This window comes from uncultured Sulfuricurvum sp. (assembly GCF_937936435.1).
GTDB lineage: Bacteria > Campylobacterota > Campylobacteria > Campylobacterales > Sulfurimonadaceae > Sulfuricurvum.
Window position 1 is genome coordinate 21,211 of the sequence record NZ_CALDDG010000037.1, and the last position, 20,733, is coordinate 41,943.

The 20,733-nt window shown below is 39.9% G+C and carries 15 protein-coding genes and 1 pseudogene; 5 read left to right on the forward strand and 11 right to left on the reverse strand.

Annotated features, from left to right (window positions below):
- The 5 genes from Q0389_RS04535 to Q0389_RS04555 all read left to right on the forward strand — a co-directional run bounded on the left by Q0389_RS04535 (position 1) and on the right by Q0389_RS04555 (position 8,433).
- Complete coding sequence (locus Q0389_RS04535; RefSeq protein WP_298692057.1) at positions 1-1,341, forward strand: fatty acid--CoA ligase family protein; 1,341 nt, start codon at positions 1-3, stop codon at positions 1,339-1,341.
- Positions 1,338-2,720: a bifunctional cytidylyltransferase/SDR family oxidoreductase gene (locus Q0389_RS04540; RefSeq protein ID WP_298692059.1), complete on the forward strand. Its 1,383-nt coding sequence runs from the start codon at positions 1,338-1,340 to the stop codon at positions 2,718-2,720. Before Q0389_RS04535 ends, Q0389_RS04540 begins: the two co-directional genes overlap by 4 nt.
- Positions 2,713-4,143, forward strand: a complete 1,431-nt coding sequence (locus Q0389_RS04545; protein ID WP_298692061.1) for a CDP-glycerol glycerophosphotransferase family protein — start codon at positions 2,713-2,715, stop codon at positions 4,141-4,143. The genes Q0389_RS04540 and Q0389_RS04545 overlap by 8 nt, the downstream gene beginning before the upstream one ends.
- Positions 4,140-5,612, forward strand: coding sequence for a hypothetical protein (locus tag Q0389_RS04550; RefSeq protein ID WP_298692063.1), 1,473 nt, complete (start codon positions 4,140-4,142; stop codon positions 5,610-5,612). Before Q0389_RS04545 ends, Q0389_RS04550 begins: the two co-directional genes overlap by 4 nt.
- A 115-nt stretch (positions 5,613-5,727) precedes the next feature.
- Positions 5,728-8,433, forward strand: a complete 2,706-nt coding sequence (locus tag Q0389_RS04555; RefSeq protein WP_298692065.1) for a glycoside hydrolase family 99-like domain-containing protein — start codon at positions 5,728-5,730, stop codon at positions 8,431-8,433.
- A gap of 85 nt (positions 8,434-8,518) precedes the next feature.
- Here the strand turns inward: Q0389_RS04555 and Q0389_RS04560 are convergent.
- From Q0389_RS04560 to Q0389_RS04610, 11 genes and pseudogenes are all read right to left on the reverse strand, one after another.
- A pseudogene (locus tag Q0389_RS04560) lies at positions 8,519-9,004 on the reverse strand (hypothetical protein); the annotation flags it as partial.
- Positions 9,005-9,225: 221 nt separating this feature from the next.
- The gene (locus tag Q0389_RS04565) at positions 9,226-10,962 is read right to left on the reverse strand and encodes a glycosyltransferase (RefSeq protein ID WP_298692067.1); all 1,737 of its coding nucleotides are present in this window, start codon (positions 10,960-10,962) and stop codon (positions 9,226-9,228) included.
- Positions 10,963-10,985: 23 nt separating this feature from the next.
- Entirely contained in the window at positions 10,986-11,798 is an 813-nt protein-coding gene (locus tag Q0389_RS04570; protein WP_298692069.1) for a sulfotransferase, read from the reverse strand.
- Between the two features lie 8 nt (positions 11,799-11,806).
- Positions 11,807-12,781 (reverse strand): hypothetical protein, encoded by a 975-nt coding sequence (locus Q0389_RS04575; RefSeq protein WP_298692071.1) that lies wholly within the window; start codon positions 12,779-12,781, stop codon positions 11,807-11,809.
- Positions 12,771-13,241, reverse strand: coding sequence for a flavodoxin domain-containing protein (locus Q0389_RS04580; protein ID WP_366936852.1), 471 nt, complete (start codon positions 13,239-13,241; stop codon positions 12,771-12,773). Before Q0389_RS04580 ends, Q0389_RS04575 begins: the two co-directional genes overlap by 11 nt.
- A complete protein-coding gene (locus Q0389_RS04585; protein ID WP_298692075.1) occupies positions 13,202-13,960 on the reverse strand; it encodes a class I SAM-dependent methyltransferase in 759 nt (252 codons plus the stop codon). Before Q0389_RS04585 ends, Q0389_RS04580 begins: the two co-directional genes overlap by 40 nt.
- A complete protein-coding gene (locus Q0389_RS04590) occupies positions 13,953-14,720 on the reverse strand; it encodes a WbqC family protein (protein ID WP_298692077.1) in 768 nt (255 codons plus the stop codon). The genes Q0389_RS04585 and Q0389_RS04590 overlap by 8 nt, the downstream gene beginning before the upstream one ends.
- A complete protein-coding gene (locus tag Q0389_RS04595; RefSeq protein ID WP_298692079.1) occupies positions 14,717-15,790 on the reverse strand; it encodes a DegT/DnrJ/EryC1/StrS aminotransferase family protein in 1,074 nt (357 codons plus the stop codon). Before Q0389_RS04595 ends, Q0389_RS04590 begins: the two co-directional genes overlap by 4 nt.
- Positions 15,783-16,544 (reverse strand): class I SAM-dependent methyltransferase, encoded by a 762-nt coding sequence (locus Q0389_RS04600; protein ID WP_298692081.1) that lies wholly within the window; start codon positions 16,542-16,544, stop codon positions 15,783-15,785. The genes Q0389_RS04595 and Q0389_RS04600 overlap by 8 nt, the downstream gene beginning before the upstream one ends.
- Before the next feature lie 17 nt (positions 16,545-16,561).
- The gene (locus Q0389_RS04605; RefSeq protein WP_298692083.1) at positions 16,562-17,482 is read right to left on the reverse strand and encodes a sulfotransferase; all 921 of its coding nucleotides are present in this window, start codon (positions 17,480-17,482) and stop codon (positions 16,562-16,564) included.
- A 15-nt stretch (positions 17,483-17,497) separates the two neighbouring features.
- Positions 17,498-20,656, reverse strand: coding sequence for a 6-hydroxymethylpterin diphosphokinase MptE-like protein (locus Q0389_RS04610; RefSeq protein ID WP_298692085.1), 3,159 nt, complete (start codon positions 20,654-20,656; stop codon positions 17,498-17,500).
- Positions 20,657-20,733: the final 77 nt, after the last annotated feature.

Sequence of the window (20,733 nt, forward strand, 5' to 3'; positions counted from 1 at the left end):
ATGGAGTGGATGGACTTTAGCGCATTCGGCGATAAAACCAGTGTTATCGACGGGGAGAGAGTTTATACCTACAACGACCTTTCCAACGCGCTCTTAGAACTCCATAACACCCTTATAACAGCTATAACACCGGGGGAAGTAGTTGCGATCCTCTCAGACTACTCCTTTGAGTCGGTTGCTCTGTTTTTGGCACTCATGCACAATCGCAATATTATCGTCCCGATCACCACTACGATCGAGAGCGAAATCGATGAAAAACTGAGTGAATCGTATGCCGACAAAGCGATCCGGATCGAAGGGGGAGAATGCCGAATTCTCGAACGTCATGAGACCAAACAACATCCGATGATCGAAACCCTTCGCTCACGCAATCACAGCGGCTTGGTTCTCTTTAGCAGCGGCAGTACCGGAAAGCCCAAAGCGATGATTCACGATCTCGATACCCTCGCCCAAAGCTACAACGGCAAAAAGCCCAAATCGATGAATCTGCTCCTCTTTTTGATGTTCGATCATATCGGGGGGCTCAATACCCTCCTCAACATCCTCTCGATGGGCTCTACGATGGTGATCCCCTCGTCGCGCAACGTCGAGGAGATTTGCCACCTGATAGAAAAATACGCCATTGCGGTTCTTCCCGCATCCCCCACCTTTTTAAATCTGATGATGATCGCCGATGCGCCCCATCGTTTCGATCTCTCCAGTTTGCGTATGATTACCTATGGCACCGAAGCGATGAGCGATTCGCTGCTGGAGCGTCTGAAACCTGCCTTTCCTCGGGTCAAATTTTTGCAAACCTTCGGTACCAGCGAGACCGGAATCGCCACTACCAGTTCCCTATCCTCCAACTCCACCTTTATGAAAATAGACGACCCCGATCTGGAGTACCGGATTGTTGAGGGTGAGCTGTGGCTTCGGAGCCATACCCAGATCCTCGGCTATCTCAACGCCTCGATGGAGAGTTTCACCGAGGATGGATGGTTCAAAACGGGCGACCTTGTCGAAGAGGGGGACAACGGATACCTGCGGATTGTAGGACGAAGCAAAGAGGTGATCAACGTCGGTGGGGAAAAAGTCCTCCCGATCGAAGTGGAATCGGTTTTGATGCAGATGTCCCAAATTGATGATGTTCTCATTTACGCCATGCCTAATGCCATCACCGGACAAAGCGTCGCCGCCGAAGTGGTTCTCCACAACGCCGAGGATACAGAGGGGATCAAAAAAACAATCCGGCAGTTTTGCAAGGATAAACTCGATTCCTACAAAATCCCAACCCATGTCAAAGTGGTCGACCGTACCAATTTTAGCGAACGGTTTAAAAAAATGAGGCTGGGACATCAATGAACACAAAAAATATCGCCGTCATTTTATCAGGAGGGAGCGGAACCCGCTTCGGAGCCGAAAAACCAAAACAATATCTCCATTTAGCCGGACGTATGATTATCGAATACACCGTAGAAGTCTTTCAAAATCATCCGCTGATCGACGAAATCTGCATTATTGCCGATCCCGAATTTCACGATACGCTACAAACCCTCTGTTCCAAAAACCATTATGATAAAGCGCGCCGTATTATCCGCGGAGGAGCACAACGGAGCGATTCAAGCTTTGCAGCCATCACCGAATATGGAGAATCCGATTCCGACGTAAACCTTATATTTCACGATGCCGTCAGACCGTTTGTATCACAATCCATCATCAGTGCGACTATTGCCGCTCTGGAAAAATATTCTGCCGTCGACGTCGCCATTCCTTCAGCCGATACGATCATCCAAATCGATCCTGAAGACGATACTATCGACAACATCCCTGTTCGGAGTATTCTTCGCAGAGGTCAAACGCCTCAGGCATTTGCATTATCGACCATCAAGAAAGCTCATCTCTCCCTCCAAACCGATCTCCATCCGATCAGCGTAACCGATGATTGCGGACTGGTCAAACACTATCTTCCCGATACGCCTGTCTATGTCGTCCCGGGAGAAGAGAGAAATATAAAAATCACCTATCCGGAAGACCTCCTCTTTGCCGAAAAACTGATCCAACTCAACAGTCGTCAACTGACCTCCGATCAGGGCTTATCCCTACTGAAAGATCAAATCATCGTCATCTACGGCGGTAACAGCGGTATCGGCAAAGAGATCGCCGTTTTGGGTTCCGAGGCGGGGGCTATCTGTCTTTCATTCAGCCGCAGCAACGGCGTCGATTTGCAAAACGCTTCCGACATCCAGAGCAGTCTCGATCAGGTGGTCGAACGCTATGGAAGAATTGACCATATCATTAACTGTGCCGCACTTTTAAACCAGCACCGACTGGATCAGACGGATGAAACGGTAATCGAAGAGATGATCCGGACAAACTTTACCGGAACGACGTTCCTCTGCAAATACGGTTTTCATTATCTTCGACAGTCACAAGGTTCACTGACACTTTTCACTTCCAGTTCATATACCCAAGGTCGTCCTTTTTATGCTTTGTACAGTTCTACCAAAGCAGCTATCGTCAATCTGACCCAGGCACTTTCGCAAGAGTGGCAATCGGAGAATGTCAGGATCAATGCCATCAACCCCGCACGCACTAAAACTCCGATGAGAACTCAAAACTTCGGAGAAGAACCTGAGGACACCCTGCTCGATGCCAAATATGTCGCACGTAAAACACTGCAAAGCCTATTAAGCAATTACTCCGGTCTAATCATCGACATTAAAAAGGGACTCGATGGATAGATTCTCCGGCAAAAGGGTCCGAATCGCCCCTAAAACGGCAATGAGCATTGCATTCAAAGACTATCTTTTGAAAAACATTACCTGCACGTTCGAAGGTTTTGTTGACAAAGTCAAAGAAGATGCCGATGTCGTACGGATAGAGTCTGTCGATCCCGACACCGTTGATGCGGTCATTATTCTCAGTCCGAATCACTTTCACAAAATATACGAAGAATATTGCACGCGCATCCCACCGTCCAAACTCTATCTCGTCCATATTAAAGACAAAACGTACTCTCTAACCCAATCAATCGAACCTCTCAGAGAAAGCGCCATTGAACGCTATTCCAAACATTATGACGAATCGGGCGCCAAACGGACGGGAACAGTCTTCATCAGCAAAGGATTCATCGGAGGAAACAACAAGTATTTCTATCTCTACTGCATCCGAAACAACATTACCGCAGTGATGATTACCGACAATATTGAGCAACTTCAAGAACTGCGTTCCCATGGTTTACCATGTGCAGATCTCACTACTCCCGCAGGGGAACGACTTATTGCAGAGGCAAAAACGCTTATCTTCGACCAAGGCAATTACACCTACTTTTATATCAGCCCAAATCAAACCACGGTTCAGCTCTGGCACGGTGTCGGGCTCAAAAAAATGGCACCGCATACTCACATTACGTATGACTATTTTGTTTCAACGTCCACGTGGACTAACGAAACCAATTTCAAACATATTTTTAAAGCAAAACAGTTTTTAGACTACGGCTATCCGAGAAATGATTTTCTACTCCAAAAAGATGACGATCCGTTGGATTTATTGTTTTGCGATCGGGATATTTACGACGCAGTACGGAACCAAACGTATACCAAAACGATACTCTATATGCCGACGACCCGTGAATATATCTTCACCGACTCTGCCGCTCATTGCGACGAGCCTTTGCTTCCTCTAGATTTTAAGTTGCTCAACGAAACGCTTTGCTCGCTGAATATGCTGTTTATCGTCAAACTTCACCCTTTTGTGATGGAACAATTGGGCAATACCCTGCAACAAGAGAATCTAAGCCATATTGTTTTTTATCCGCCGCAAAGCGATGTCTATCCTATTTTAAAACATAGCAATATTCTCATCAGCGATTACTCTTCCGTCATATATGATTTTCTTCTTTTGGACAGACCTATTATCCTGTTCAATTATGATAAAAAACAGTATGAACATACTATGGAAAATTTTTTATTCGATTATGACCGCTATACGCCCGGTATCGAAATTGAAAACGGTTCTGATTTAATCGACTTATTGAAACATTCGACAGAAAACGTCTCTCTCTCACACAGACAATGTGCGCTAAAAAGACTCTTTCTCTCATCAAAACGACAATCAAGTTCGGAATTACTCAGTCAACTTCTCATTTCCGGAGATACGCAATGACCCCCGTGATCGTTCCGGTTTTTAAAAACGTTCAAAAGAACTTGGCTCTAAACATTCTCTCTCCGACCGAGATTAAAATGCTCGATTTACTTTCGTGGTGCCCTGATTTTAAAGGTATCATCTATTGCGCTGCAGAAAAAAAATTGTATCGAGTATGTTTCTCAAACACCGTTACCTACCGTGTTTCTACGCTCGAGGCGGCTTCAGCCGATACCGATACTCTCCGTTATTTAGCACCGCTGACTCTCGTCTCGCAGCTTGAGCAAAACAACACGATTATCTTTTTTGATCTTATCTATCCGATTGAAAAACTCTACTCCGACCAGGGGCTCTACTCGTATTACGTTCGTTTGATGCAAACCCCGTTTCCGGTATCTTCGTTTTATTTTCAATCGGAAAGAATCTTTTCCTACGTTGCAGGAATGAATGCGGATAAATCATCTTTCTTTTCGCGCTGCATCATCGATGAACCCGCCTGGATACCGAAGCTCGATCATGAAACGCTCTTTGCTTTGAAACAGCACAAACTTTCTTTGTCGTCACAATATACCCCGTTCACTATTGTATGGGGCGGCGCATTATACGATTGGTACGATCCTTTTTCTCTCATCGAAACGGTTTGCCGTTTATATCGCGAGGGGTATTCCGTTAGATTGATTTTTCCGATTTTAAACCGGTTCGATCACTCTCAGGCACACTTAAACAACCGGCTGCTCGATGAGATAAAACGTCTCGACCCCGAGGGTTCCATTATCAGTATTCGATCGCAGACATGGCTCAATGCCGATGAATATCATACCCTGATACGCCAAGCGCATTTAGGCGTTACAACGCTCAAAAGTGCTGAAGCAGAAGATTTTTTTGCGATTCGAAACCGTTATCGCTCTTTTTTAGGGACTTTAACGCCTTACCTCACTAACGGTCATGACATCGCACGGGAAGCTCTTAGGGATACCTCTTTTTTTTATGACTCCGAAGATGATGCACTGTATATCGCCATTAAAAGCTATCTCGACCATCCCGACATCTGGAAAGAGCATATCGAGAAACTCTATCACTTCGCTGCACAGTATCGTGCGACACCCGATTTCGTCCCCAAACTGCACGCCCCCCGTCTCGAACACAACAGTACGGATGGGGGAGAAAATCTGCAGTTGATGTTTGCAAAAATCGCCGATATCCCGTCTCGTCTCAGCGAATACGATTCACTCATCATTTGGGGTGCCGGGACGGCTGCCTCTATCATTATCCCGATGATCCAGGAAAAAGTCGCGTTTATTGTGGACAATGATCCAAAAAAATGGGAATCAACCATTGCATCCATACCTATCCGACCGCTCGATACTCTACAATCATTTACTAGTAATCCAATACTTGTTACGATACTTTTCAGGAAACAAACGCTCTATGATTCAATTCCAATCGACGTTCATCCTCGATTAGTATTTTTGGAGGATATATTACAGTAATCGTCCTATCAACAATAGCACTACTGTTTTTTTGGCTTAAGGCAAGTGGGCTATAATATCTTAAATTTTAAAAGCATTCGGATAATGTTCTATTTTCAAGGATTAGGAGTGTCTAGTGAGTAAATACAATATAGAATTAGACTTAGAAACCAAAAACAGTCTAGCTTTGATTCTAAATAGAGTTAAACGCGGAAGTAAGATATTAGAATTCGGTCCATCCCATGGAAGATTGACAAAGTTTTTAAAAGAAAAAATGGAATGCCGCGTTTATTGCGTCGAGCTTGACGAAAATGCAGCTGCGGAAGCTTCTCAATATGCAGAAGAGATGCTTGTAGGCGATATCGAAAGTTTCTACTGGGAAAAACATTTTGGAGAGCATCTCTTTGATCATATCATTTTTGCCGATGTTCTCGAGCATTTATATCGTCCGAAAAACGTATTACTCACTGCAAAAAAATATTTGAAAGAAAACGGAAGCATACTTATTTCTATCCCGAATGTCGCTCACGCTTCTATCCTTATTGACTTATTACATAATAATTTCACGTATCGCTCAGTCGGTCTATTGGATGATACTCATATACGGTTTTTTACCAAAACGACATTAAATGCTCTTGTACAAGAGAGCGGATTATTCATCAAATACGAAACCAGTGTCAATAAACATCCCGAAACAACCGAATTTCATAATTCTTACAACGAGCTTCCTTCCGAAGTGGCTTCTTTTTTAAAACATCAACCGTTTTCCGAGGCTTATCAGTTCATTTTGGAACTTGTGGCCGACAAACCTGAGCAGGTTATTTCAGATATCAATACCGCCGAAGACATCGAACTCTTTTATCAAGAAGAACCTTTCGTCGATTTTAAAGAACATGAGAGTTTCTCGTCCAAGATTAAAACAATCGCGTTTTACCTGCCTCAATTTCATCCGTTTGAAGAAAACGACAAATGGTGGGGAAAAGGTTTTACCGAATGGACCAATGTTACAAAAGCAACTCCGAATTTCTTTGGTCATTATCAACCGCATCTGCCGATTCACAACGGATTTTACGATTTAAGACTCCCCGAAGTCATGATCGAACAGGCTCGTTTAGCAAAAAACTACGGTATCCACGGCTTTAATTTTTACTATTATTGGTTTGACGGTAAAGTATTGATGCATAAACCGTTTGAAATTCTGCTCAACAATAAGAATATCGATATCAATTTTTGTATAACATGGGCCAATGAAAATTGGACAAGGATTTGGGATGCTTCCGAAAATGACATTTTAATCGCGCAAAAACATTCGGATGAAGATTCAATCAAATTTATCCATAGCCTGTTTCCGTATTTCAATGATAAACGCTACATTACGATCGACAATAAACCTTTGCTTGTCATCTACAGATGCGATATCATCCCCAATATCGTCGATACCGTCAAACTATGGAGGCGAGAAGTCGAAAAAGCAGGCTATGACGGAATCTATTTGGTATGTGCTCAAACATACGGAGTAACGAATCCTGAAGATTACGGATTCGACGCAGCTATGGAATTTCCTCCGCATAATGCTCTAAATCTTGAATTCACCACGCGTAAAAAAATGATCAATACGCAATTCAAAGGTAATATTTACGATTACTCAAAAATCGTCAACGATCAATGCACGAAAAAAACTCCGGACTATAAATGTTTTCAAGCTGTTACCTTGTCTTGGGACAATACAGCCCGAAAACAAAATGACAGCAATATCTTTACTAATTTCACACTGCATAAATACAAACAATGGTTGTCGCATATCGCACACAATACCTATAACAGCAATTTGCCGGACAACGAAAAGCTCATATTTGTCAATGCATGGAACGAATGGGCGGAAGGCACCCATCTGGAACCGGATAGAAAATTCGGTTACGGGTATCTCGAGTCAACTTATAATGTCCTCAAAAATTACGATCTCGACAATTTAAGTTCTTTAAACAGCGGACCGTTATCTAAACAACAAAACACGGCAATCATTTTGCATGTGCATGAGGGGGATGATTTTGACTGCATTAAACAGCTCCTGGATAAATACGAGGGTATCGATTACGATCTTTACGCAACGATCGTGACATTTTCAGAAAATCTGGTACAACAGTTACGACAGCATTATCCAAATATCCGTATCACGCTGGTAGAAAGAGCGGGGGAAGATGCCCTCTCTTTTTTACAAATTTACAGACAGATACAACCTCTCGGATATCAACACATTTGGAAACTTCATTCAAAACGGAAAGCTTATTTACGTCTCTCTCCGGATCAAGATTATCAATACAACTTACTGTTAGTTCATTTTGACTACGACGACAAGAAGATTGCAGAACTGTCTAATTATTTAGATGTAAAATTTTGTGATCCGGACTCTCTTCTTGCATTAAACGAAGAAGATGAAGAAATCCCATCGAAAGATACTGCCGATAACATCGACAACCTTATCCATCAATTGGACGCAAAAGACGATATTGAAATCCCAAAATCAAATACCCTAGCCCTCTCAAACAAATTGAGTCTAATGTTTAAAAAGATTGATCAAATAAAAGAAGATTACCAACATATCGTTATTTACGGTTACGGTTACCTGGGGAAAATAGTACTTCAAAGTCTTGAAGAAAAAGTTGTTGCCGTCATTGACAAAAATATGAATAAAAATGCAGCAACGTTTCCTGTTATACACCCTTCGGAAATTCAAGCCTACGACTATGACTGTATCATTGTAACGGTTATCGGCCGAGAAAAAGAAGTGATTAAAACTCTGCTTTCGCATAATGTTGCGAAAGAAAAAATTATTCTTTTGTAAAGCTTTTTAGGAGGCTTTGCTAAAATGAAATTAGCATTATTGACAAATCCATAAAAATGCTGATTGAGACGCTTAATGTATAAATTTAAATCCTGTTGCGTTTCGACAAGGCATAATAATATAACTCGTTATCCAAATTCACCAATTCATCTAAAATGGATAGTGTCGATTGTGGCAAATCTTCCAGCTGAAGTCTTTCGCCGGTTGCATTAACGACCACTTTTTGAGCAGGCTCGATACCGAGCTCTCTTAATATAATATCTAGACCCTCTTCAAACGTTTCCGTCAACCCTACAAATGGAAGCATGCCTAGATGTTTTTTGGCAAGTTTTAGCATTTCGTTTTCATCGCCAAAATCCTGATACATCTTTGCACTGCCCCATCCGCTTGCAAATTCCCATGTCTGATGATTTCGAATGGCGTATTCTATCTCAGGACGAACCCGTCCTGTCAATAGAAAATCTTCCAATGAAACTTCTTGTGCCAACGCATACAACGGTCCCTCATTTCTGTATCTGGAACGTGTATAGCAATACAGCGAAACCACTCTGTCTCTCGGCTCTCTTAGAAATGTAAAAGAAAACTGACTTTATCAACGGAGCAGCATATTCGAATCTAAAATGGCCGGATACAAATGCGATATCCTTGTGTTTCAAAATATTTCTACCCGTATCCACGAAATTGCCGTGACTGATCACCTGACCATTTCCATAGGTTTGACGTATCAAATCCACCATGGTGCTTCCCGCTGTTTTTTTATATATGGATGAATATCGCTTTTTTCAACAATTGCTATTTTATATCCGTCAAACTCATTATCTTCACAATATTTGTATATTTTTGCAATTGATGTTTAATGGAATCGATATACGAACTCGTAATAAGCACATAAAAATTGCTATCCTGACACAATACTTCATCCGGAGATCGAACCGGAACGGATGATCTAAATAATTGACCGTGTTTTCGGATATCGTTGTCACAGATATAGTCCGGCACAATACGGTGTTCCAATAATGAGTCAAACTGCTTTTCCAATGCACCGGAAGCCCCGAAAAAAACAATTTTATGATGATTGTCTCTTGTTAAAAGAAGTTTTAACGATTTATTTTTTTCACTCTTAAGCTTCTTGACGCATTCAGCCAGCGCTTCTTTACCGAAATACAAATATTTTATCTGAACACATAGAGACTGGCAACCGGACAAAACATCCCGCTCTATCGCGTTAAATTGTATTTGAGGCCCTTCCGTGTCAAAGTAGTAAACATCCCCCTCATCTATTAAGGCATTAGTACGCAGTTCCGGAATTAAGTCGATTTCTACCCCATCGTATCCGATCAAAGCCACTTTTTCTATGTAGACGATGCAGCTCTCATCGAGCAAATCGCACCGCAGGGATCGAATATCCGATTGCTCGGTGAGATCGAAAACAAACGTTTGGACTTTATCGTGTGGCGAAACATACTGCTCAAGGAAATTTTTCCCTGAAAACCCCTCTCCGTAATCAATAAAAAGTCGAATCACATTATTATTCAACTCTTCCACGTTAAATACATCATGTTTACCCGATAAAGAGACTAGATCCAAATAATCGAAATCATACAGTTCCTTGATTTTCTGGGATTTTTCTCGGTCGTTTATCAATTCATATAACAGTGACAGACCAAAGAGCTTGACATCCCTCCAAGAATTATTTTCTAAAGCCATCATCGCGAGTATAAATTCAGGAACAAACCCATCAGCTTCCATATATTTCTCAGCACGGGGAAAAATTTTTCGCATCGTATCTTTGGAAGTTATTTTTGAAAAATTTTGTGTAGCAATGAAATGCTCATTCATGCGTCTTATACGTGTAACAGGGGTATTCCCGCTACTATTTGCTTCATTTTCTCTGACTCTGAATCTAACTAGCTGATCGGGTATAACATGAATATCATACTTCATACAAAGCCGTATCCACATATCAAAGTCACCGATTTGCGCCAGTCCAAACCGATATAATCCACATTCGTCGTAACACTCTTTTCGTATCAATACACTGGGATGGCACAAGGCATTTCCCTGATAAAAAAAGAAGTTGAGCCATTCATATCGAGAACGATTCGGCTGGTCGAAAATAGAGTAATAAAAATGGTCTTTATCTTCAAATATGGCACCGTTTTCATCTATTGCCATCGCATTGGTAAAAACCGCTCCGATATCCGGATGCGATTCCAGATACGCGACCTGTTTTTCAAGTTTTGTCGGTTCCCATACGTCATCGGCATGATGAACCGCGATGTATTTCCCGTCCGTTTCTTCTAAAATCCCCTTGTTGAGAGCATGGATACCGCGTTTTGACGTTTCATTTCTAAAGACTTTTATTCTCTCGTCACGATAGCTCTCAATAATGTCCCAACTGTTATCCGTCGAAGCATCATCCCAAATTAAAAATTCAAAATCGGTGTACGTCTGATTCAAAACGGAATCAATTGCCTGATGAATATATTTTGCTTGATTATACGATGTTAATATAACACTGACAGTCATTCCATTTTCCCCTTTTTAAACATCTACAATTCAACTAAAAACTTCTCTAATACAGTACCTTCGATCTCTTGTATAATCGTTTTTTGAATATCTTCATCCAGCTCTCGCTTCCATTTTAACGTTACAGACTTATCTTTAAAAACGGCATAGGGATCTTGTATATTTTTACTTTGAGAATCGATTAAAAACTGTCGAGTTTGTTCATTCATCTCCAGTCCCGTGAATTCGAAAAGTTTGCTTGTCTCGTTGTGAATATCATTCACAAGATGCTCGTACTGAAAAATCTTAAAATGTGCATAACGTTGTTCAAGTTCCAGATGCTGCTGCATCACTTTTTTCCAATCGTCAAATCCCCAATATTCCTCTTTCGCCGTCTTTTTACAGCTTCCGCTTCTCCATTCTTGACGATAATCGGACCCTTTTGGAAATTCTCGGGGATGATTGATCCACGAGCTTACGGAACCGGCAGGATGTCTTACTATCGAAACGACTTTCAAAAAATCTTCATCGAAATATTTCAAAAAGAGAGGAAGCATTTCATGAAATCTTGTTGATTTGATCACTAAAATATCTTTATGTTTTTTTTGAAAAATAGGGTAACTTCCACTCTCCCTCTTATCAAGCTGATTCATGAAATAGTCTTCGTCGGAATCATACGCTTTTTGCAAGAAGTCCATACACTCTTCTTTTGTCGAATGTTCATCTATCATATTTTTCAGCTTATAGGCGAACAAGGGCTCCATCCGAAAAACTGTGTCATAATGGCTGTCAAAAATCTGTCCGACAAAACTTGTCCCCGAACGCGGCATTCCTACAATTGCTATAACTCTTTTCATACTCATCGCTATTCCACCTCGTTAATTCTATCCGTTACGACGGTATCTATAAAACTCAAATCGGGTATCTCTGTCGAATTTTTGAAATATCCAAACCATTTTAAATGTCTCAGTGACAAAACTTCCCGTGGAAAAGCTTCAAAATCGTTCCATCCTAAATTCAATTTTTCTAATTTTTGCAATTTCTCAAACGATTTCGGCAGGTATGTCAAATGATTTTGATACAAAGAGAGTTGTTCCAACTCTTGTAAATTACCAATTTCCTCAGGCAGATACTTCAATGAGTTTTGATAAAGTCGTGTCATCTTTAATCGTTTCAGCGAGGTAAATTCGTCTGGCAAAGATGTTAGCTTTATTGCGATATTGTTGGTAAAATACTCTAATTTCTGCAAATTAGCAATTTCTCTTGGAATCTGTGAGAAATGGGACAAAGTCAAATTGTATAGGTTCGTCAAATCGAAGATAAATACAGGTACGGACTTAAAATTCATACCATATACATTCAGAGATTTTAAATTTTTTAATGTTCCGACGGAGGCATCCAATACGCTAAAGCGATTTTTATGCAGAGAAAGAGTTTGAAGATTCTCAAACTCAGAAAAAAATGATGGGCAGGTCTCGAGATCGTTTACCCCGATATTCAAATACCTCAACTGCTTTAATTGACTGATGGATTCCGGAATGGTTTGCAAATAATTTGAACCTAAGTCCAAATACTCCAAAGCGTTCAATCTTTCAAAAAAATTACTTTCAATATGCAAAAGCTTATTTCGTCTGAGATCTAATTTTTGCAAAGATTCCAATCTCGCGATCAAATCTAAAATATTTTTTTTCTCATCAATCGTATAGTGTCTGATCAATCCGTGATAAATGTAGTTTTTATCGCTTAGGCTCAATTCTATACATTTGTCATTGTCAAGTTTATACTGAAACTCATCTTTTATCAGAATCTTTAATCTCGCAAGGATATCACTATCGTTCATCTTGGATATACTCCTTTAATCCGATGAGCCATTCATTCAAATACTCCCAATCAATCCTCGGAAGTGTATCGAGAGAGAGGTTTTTATATAGCTGCCGACAACCGTGTTTTTCCATCTCGTATTCCAATATCTTCCTGGCACCGAAGGTGAAATCATCGTATCCGTAATAATTGCCCGTTTCGCATATGGTAAATTTTTTATCCGTTAATACCAACGCCTGCTTTTGAAAAAAATCTTCCATATCGCTTTGCAACTCTTCATCTCCGTATGTAGGACAAAAAAACACTAACCAATCGTATTGCGAAACAATTGATACATCATCGATATTTTTCACATCATAGACGGATTCTATATTTAAAACTTCCGACACATGCTTCACTATCTTTACAGTAGTATGATGCGTGCTTCCGTAAAAAATACCTATTTTGATTTTTTGCATATCGAATAGATCCCTCCGCATAGATCAGGATATTTTAACCCTAATCGATATAGCCCTTCTATCTGCCGTTCTTGCAATATCCCGTGCTCATAAAGTTGATCCAGTTGAAAATCGGCCAGAATCTTGACCATTATCCCCCCGTCCTCTATACTTTCAAATCCTGCATTTTCCATATCTTGCGTTAACGCTTCTCTATCATACACTCTTCGATGCCCGACTTTATAATCATGTTCAGTGAGTTCTTTCAAATCTTTGTAAAGTCCCATTTCCAAGGCTAATTGTCTAGAGAGTGCATTTGCATTAGGAACGACTACCAGAAGCAATCCATCATCTTTAAGCACATTACGTGCCATACGCAATACGTCCAAAGGCTCTAAGACATGCTCTAAAATAAAACTTGCTACAACCACATCATACCGTTTGCTGCTTTCAAACGTTTCAAACAACGACGTATAAAAAGTGACGTTTTGGACGCCGGAAGCCTCTATCCGTTCTTTTGCCATGCTGATAAAGAAATCTGATCCATCCACTACGTCTATCTCCTTGACGATCATGGCGTATTTCTGCGTTAGATAACCGTCTGAACATCCTAATTCTAAGACACTGCTTTCGCTATTTAAATAACGCGACAAAGTTCTAAATGTCAGTTCTCTCAATACTTTGGTCTGCATTGACGGTTTGGTAACATGAGAGGAATACACATTTTTTAAAAACTCTTTTTCCTCTTCGAACTTATCCATTACAATCCTTTCGCAATAATTGCTCTAAATCTTTTTTACCGTAGAGCTTATAATCATTGAGTATTAAATTTTTCACATCTTCTTTAGAATAAAACATCAGTATATCGACAATTGAGAGCCCCGGTATAAACGGTTCTCTTTGTGATTGTTTATACGGGCTAAGATTTGATTTCAAAAAAGTGAGCTGTATACCGGATGACGTAAATTTTTCTTCATCGAAAATTTCATATCCGCTATAGGGATTAGTATACATTTTTGCATTGAGTGCTTTTGATATCTCGAAAGCCCAATCCCCTGCCAATGCTATGGCACCATAATCCAGTTGCAGTTCAGAAGCTACTTTATAATCTATTCCGATATCAAGATACTCCATGAGCAACACGGTTGCGGTTTGATTAAGATCCAGCAGCTTTTCATACTTCTTTTGAAAAATGCTTTCTAATAATTTGAGTGTTTCGGTATAAAACGGGGCATGCAGCTTTTTATATATACTTAACTGTCCCCGTATTTTCTCTTGCCAATCTTGTGTATTGTCGATATAGGTATCTTTAATATATGTACCTTTCGTCTGTTTTTTAACAGGCACGTTTATATATTGAAACCCTTGTTTTTGATCAGGGTGCAGAATCCTGTTTCTACTCATCCAGCTCTTTTGATTATATTGGACTACATCAAAAAATACAAAAAGGTCACAATGCGCAATGAGTTGAATATAGCCTAAATACGGGAAAAAATAAGGTTGCATGATAGCAACATTCATAAATGAGCCTTGACGATATCGATAATTGAACTTTGCTCTTCGAAAGAGAGTTCAGCATAGATAGGAAGACACAGTATCCGTTTAGAAATATCTCTCCCTATAGGCATGTATTGTTTCGGTTCGATATAGCTTAATGTATCGAGGGAAGGGTAGAAATACCGCCGTGGAAAGATATTATGCTCATTTAGCCCTCTTTGCACTCTAAGCAGTTGGGTTTCATTTTGAAAAAGCACAGGACAGTAACTGTAGTTTTTTATCGTTTGCGGATGAACTTTCTGAAAAGTAACCGCCGATTCCAGCGCCTGCTTATAGCGGTCAAATAGTTCTTTTCGTTTTGCGTTGATCTCCGCGATGTCATCAAGAACACACAACCCCATGGCAGCTTCAAATTCGTTCATTTTAGCGTTTGTCCCGAGTTCTGGAATCTCTTCTTGATTCTTAATTCCAAAATTAATGAGGTATCGTGCTTTTTCGACCAAAGCGTCATCATTGATGACTAAAGCACCCCCCTCAATCGTATGAAAAAGTTTGGTAGCATGAAAACTGAGCGTCATAATATCACCGTATTCGGCGATACTTTTGTCTTTGTGCCTGACTCCAAAACTATGCGCTCCGTCATAAATCACTTTAAGGTCATATTTTTTTGCAATCGCATCAATCTTATCAACGGCACAAGGGTTGCCAAAGACATGCGTACCGACTATGACAGAAGTATTCGGCGTAATTTTTTCTTCTATCTTTTCAGGATCGATATTCAGAGTTTCAGGATCGATATCTGCGAAAATAGGTAATAATCCGTTTGTTACGAGCGAACTTGTCGTGGCGACGAAACTAAACGGCGTGGTAACGGCGAAACCTTTAAGCCCTAGCGTTCGATATGCGATTTCTAACGCTACCGTACCGTTTGCTACCAATACAATATTTTTTACTCCCAGATATTCAGCAAGTTTTTTTTCCAATTTTTGTACCAAAAAACCATTATTCGTTATTTTTCCGGCAGCATATATTTCATCAATATATTTTTTATACTTTTCTTTATCCGGCAAATATGTCTTGGTTACATTAATCATATTTTTCTACAATATAGAGAATACTAGTCTGCTTCAAGCCCAAGCCTTTAAATGTTTCGATTCCAAAATATTCTTCGCCATATTCAGTAAGCTTAAAACCGTGTTCTTTGATTTTTTTCACATAATCATCATGTGCATAGAGCCTGACATGATCATTTTGACCATAATGTTTCCATCTTTCTGCTTCCGAGATATGAGACGCGTCTTCTAAAGTATGTTCTATTGTCGTGCATATCGGCACCATCAAAATACCCCATCCGCCGGGTGAAAGAATTCTGTATAACTCTTTCATTGCTTTATCGTCATTTTCAACATGTTCTAAAACATGGCTGCATATAAAACAGTCGATACTGTTGTCTTCTATAGGCATTGCCATCATATCAATCTTATAATCTACATTATCCATCATCAAATCAGCTGTCTTATAATTTAAACAACTCTGTTTTTGTAGTAATGTTGATAAGCCGGATTCCGGTGCAATATGAAGTATATTTAATTTCGTACTGCACGTTTGAAGCTTTTGTTCGAGCCAATATCCGTATAATCGTTCTCGGTCGGAAGCTCCGCATTTGGAACAGGAATATGTCTCATGTGCCGTCATTTCACCTTGACCAAAATATTGATAACCGTGTTTTTCCGCTTGAATTCTATAAAAATCGGGTAAGGGTCTGAATTGTATATCTGTATTTTTACATATTGGACAGAAGCAGTGAACGGAGCTCTCTATATTTGCTTGTTTAATCATATCCGGCATTATCATTCACCTCTTTCTTATGGATTTGTATCGTATTGGTATCTATTCAACGAAGACCTTACTTCTTCTGATAAACAACTGAATACAGCACTCTTTTTCCAACCATACACATTATCGGAAAATGTAATCTTTTCTTTCTCATTTTCCCATTTTTCATATTCATTTGAAGATATACTCTCTCCATCCTTACGTTTTTTGTAAAGACTATAATCGATAAGGCTTTGAGGATTTAACATGGTTTCTTCAAATTCTATATCTAAAAACACACAAATATCCTTCAATACATTGGCAGGGTCATTGACCAAATCCTCATATCTCACCTCAATATATTTGTCACTGGAAAACAATGTTTGAAGATCATTTGAAATTGTGGTAATTTCCTGACTCCATCTCTCTAAATTTTCTTCCGGATCATCATGCCACCATGGAGTTTTACTAAAAGAGAGGGCGACATCTCTGCCGTCTCTTAGAATATGAATAATCTTTGCTTGCGGAAATATACTTTTGATTATATCCAGTCTCAAGCCGTACCAAGGTGTTTGTTCCAAAAAAATTCTTTTGTGTCGACTTCTCGCGATTTCGTGATACATATCGCTAACCATTTTCGCAAGGCTGACGACGGGATAGGTATAATTGGTAAAAAAACTTTTATAGTCAAAATATTTTTGAAAATCATGCGGACACATTCTTGAAATATGTTTTATAAACTCTTCGGCATCCCATTGTTGTGCCGTACCTTCGTCAAAAAATTCATAAAGCCTTTTTCCATTATTACTTATTTCAAATAGAATTTGAAGCTCATGAGGAACCACAACTTCCGAATGGTTATTTAATATTCGTGCCAAAATGGTCGTTCCGCAACGCCCCGTACCGACTATAAAATGTATATTGTGGGAGTCAAAAGAATCATCTGTATTTAAAAAACTTTTTGTTTCCACGCTTCTTATCCTCTGTCATAAAAGTTTATTCAACGTTCTTTTTAGCTTATTACTATTTTTAACAAATTGTGGATCATTTAATGCAGCAGATATAAATTTAAAGTTTCTCTCTTTCATTGTTTGATCCAAAGCGATCATCGCCTCATCTTGAAATTCAAACTTAGTACCTTTCACAATAATTTTTGTGGCTATCGTAATATGATTGTTATAGAGTTCTACCTCTGCCGAATCCAAAGAGAACTGTTCAGCATTTTCTCTGTATTTATCAACAAGTACCGAATAGTTGCAATCGTTAAGAGATTTATCAATATTGTTTCGATTATAAACGGAGATAAAAAGATTTTCATACAAGCATTTGTTCATTATTTTCTTGTCAAAAGTTCTCTGATCGTTAACAATCAAAACGGTTACGACTGCCTGTATATCAAGAGCAGTTTGAATGTCAATGGTTTCAACAGCGGGAAATAGCTCTCCAATTCGAGTATCATACTCATTAGATAGACACAACGCTTTGAACGAAACGCCTTGAAAACGTTTTTGAACTTCTCTGAGATAAGAGATGAAACTTTCATCTTCTATATTCTCTTTTGTTGCTAAAAATCCGATGCTATCGTTAAGCTTCGTCTCTTGTCGTTCATAAAAACGCTCATCCAACGATTGAAGAAGCAACTCTTCGCGAATAGCATCCGCTGCATCGATATCCAATACAAAGCGATACTCTCCCTCTTCCAAAACGATCATTGTTTCCAAGGATACGAATCGTATCGAATGCTCTTTTCCATCCGCATATCGAACGGGGATTACAAATTCGAATCCGTAGCCTTCCTCTCCAAATAAATACTTAAATTCAGGAGTGTTTTGATCGCATATAAGAGTATGGATAGACTCGTTATCAATCAGAATTTCAAGGGTTTGCTTTTCATCCGTGCCAACTTTTTTACACCATCCATAGTATACGGCTGCCGTTTTTTGATACGCCGCTCCATACGTTTTTTGCGCTTCCAATAAAATCATCGGTCTTATATCGGTACTGAGGTATATACCGTTTTTCACCTCTTTTACGGCAAGCGTATGGACATGATTATTAAAAAAACGCTCCGGTATTTCAAAGGTGAATCTTCCTTTACCGTCCCGATTCAAAAGATGATGATGAAGTTTCTGATCGGACGATTTCTTTTCTACTATTTCACCGTCGATAAAAAGTTCAATCTCAAATATGGCATCCGTATTTTTTAAATCAAAAATATACCCGGTTACTTGATTTGCGATAACCAGCGCATCACGAATAATATACGCTTGAGATCCCCTGCGTTCAATAACGATTCTTTCAGCTTCCATAATCCCCGCCAGAGAAAAAAGCCATGTTTTATGTGCATATATCCAATCGATCATTTTCAGACGACGGTCATCATCAGTTTGTACCGGTCGTACTTGAATACGCGCCAATTCCAATTCGTTATGAACGATGATTGCCTGAGTGGCATCGATAAAAATATCGACAAATTCCTGGTCATCGAATTTGGCTTTTACCTGATCAATTTCACCCATCAATTTTGCAATCTCATCGTAATCGACTGATTTTAAATTCGATCTTGCATCGATCCGATCCAAACCGTCAACGCATGCGGCAACTTTTTCGAATAAATCCGAAACATGTTTTTGCATGGAGATAACATACTCATGCATAGCCGTAATTTTATTTTCAACCGATGCCTTATGCTCGGCGACCAAAGCCGTATCCGGTGTATCCAATACGATTTTTGCTTTCACTACATTTGGATCGACATACTGTTCAATCGCTTCGGCAAAAGGAATTTCCAGCGCGCCGTGAATACGCGCTCCACCTTCAGTAGCATTCACCGTTACGATACCTTCAGCTCTGGCTACTTGAATATCACTTTCGAAAAAATTCCGGAACATATTCCATAACACTCCGGTTCTGACCATTCCTGAACCGCCGTATGCCTCAATATATAGATCACTCTCTTTGTGTTTGATGGTATGTAAAACGTGCCCTTCACTATGAGACCTGCCATCAGCACCATAAGCTAAGTCCTGTCCGATGAGGATCACTGTTGTAAATTTGGCATGATATGCCACTTCGTACGCCATATTCGCAGCAGACATACCGACACCGATATATCCATACTCCGGTAAATCGAAATAACGCGTATACCCAAATGGACGCATACTCATCTGCAATGTTGCGCCGTTGACGCTATCTACTAATACAGGATGGGATATTGATGACATTGCACAAATAATCCCCTCCTGAAATTCACGCGAAGTTCGTCGATAAAACTCGGCGGTCAGGGCAACCCTCTCTATTGAGAAAACAACATCCGGCTTAATATCATGTTTTTCCAGGATCGGCAGACTCGCATCGACACAAAACAAAGTAACATGATTCTTGATCGTTTTCAGTAACGGCAGCTGCTTCGCCAGAGACGGACCGGTAGAGGCGATAACAACCGTTTCCGTGCTCTTAACTTTTTGGATCAAGTCTACCAAAGTTGGCGTTTCTATAATTTTAGAAGCATTCGCTAAATGCCATTCCAATCCTACCAATGCATCTGAGGTATCATTCCCGAGCCCGGTCACGACATGTTCGATTGCACGAATCATATTGGCGTTACATTGCAATAAAGAATCCCCATAGTAATGCTCATAGTATTCTATGTTCGGTTCTAAATGGTATGTTTTGCAATACACTTTAATTGCGGAATCGCTAAAAATCTCCGTCGCTTTTACAAAATCCATTTCATCGTTTAAAAAGAAAAAGAGCCGTTTTGTAGTAATTTCTTGTGAAAAGTCGATTAAATTAAACGCAATATAGAGAAGTTCTATCTCAGGTTCGATAATAAATATATGCGCATGGTTTGCATTTTGCAGCAAAAGCTTTACAAATAACCCGTTTGCAACTCCGTAGATAAACAGTATCGGATACCGGTTAAACTCGGCTTCAAAGGTATCAACCTTTTGCAATATCTCCTGCTGCGGAATATCCTGATATAACACTGTGTTGTGATTGTGATCGAATAAATTAACATTGAGAGTGTCTTTCGGATCTTGGAAAACTTCGAAACGTTTGTTTTCTTCAACGCCCAACAGCCTTGCGCCTAAAATCGGATTTTGAGCGATTATGGACTGCAAATTGGATTCAAACGTATTCATATGTTTCCTTGAATGAGGCTATGTCGTAGACTACTATCGGATAATTTGATCTTGACTGTAGAAAGCTGCATAAATGC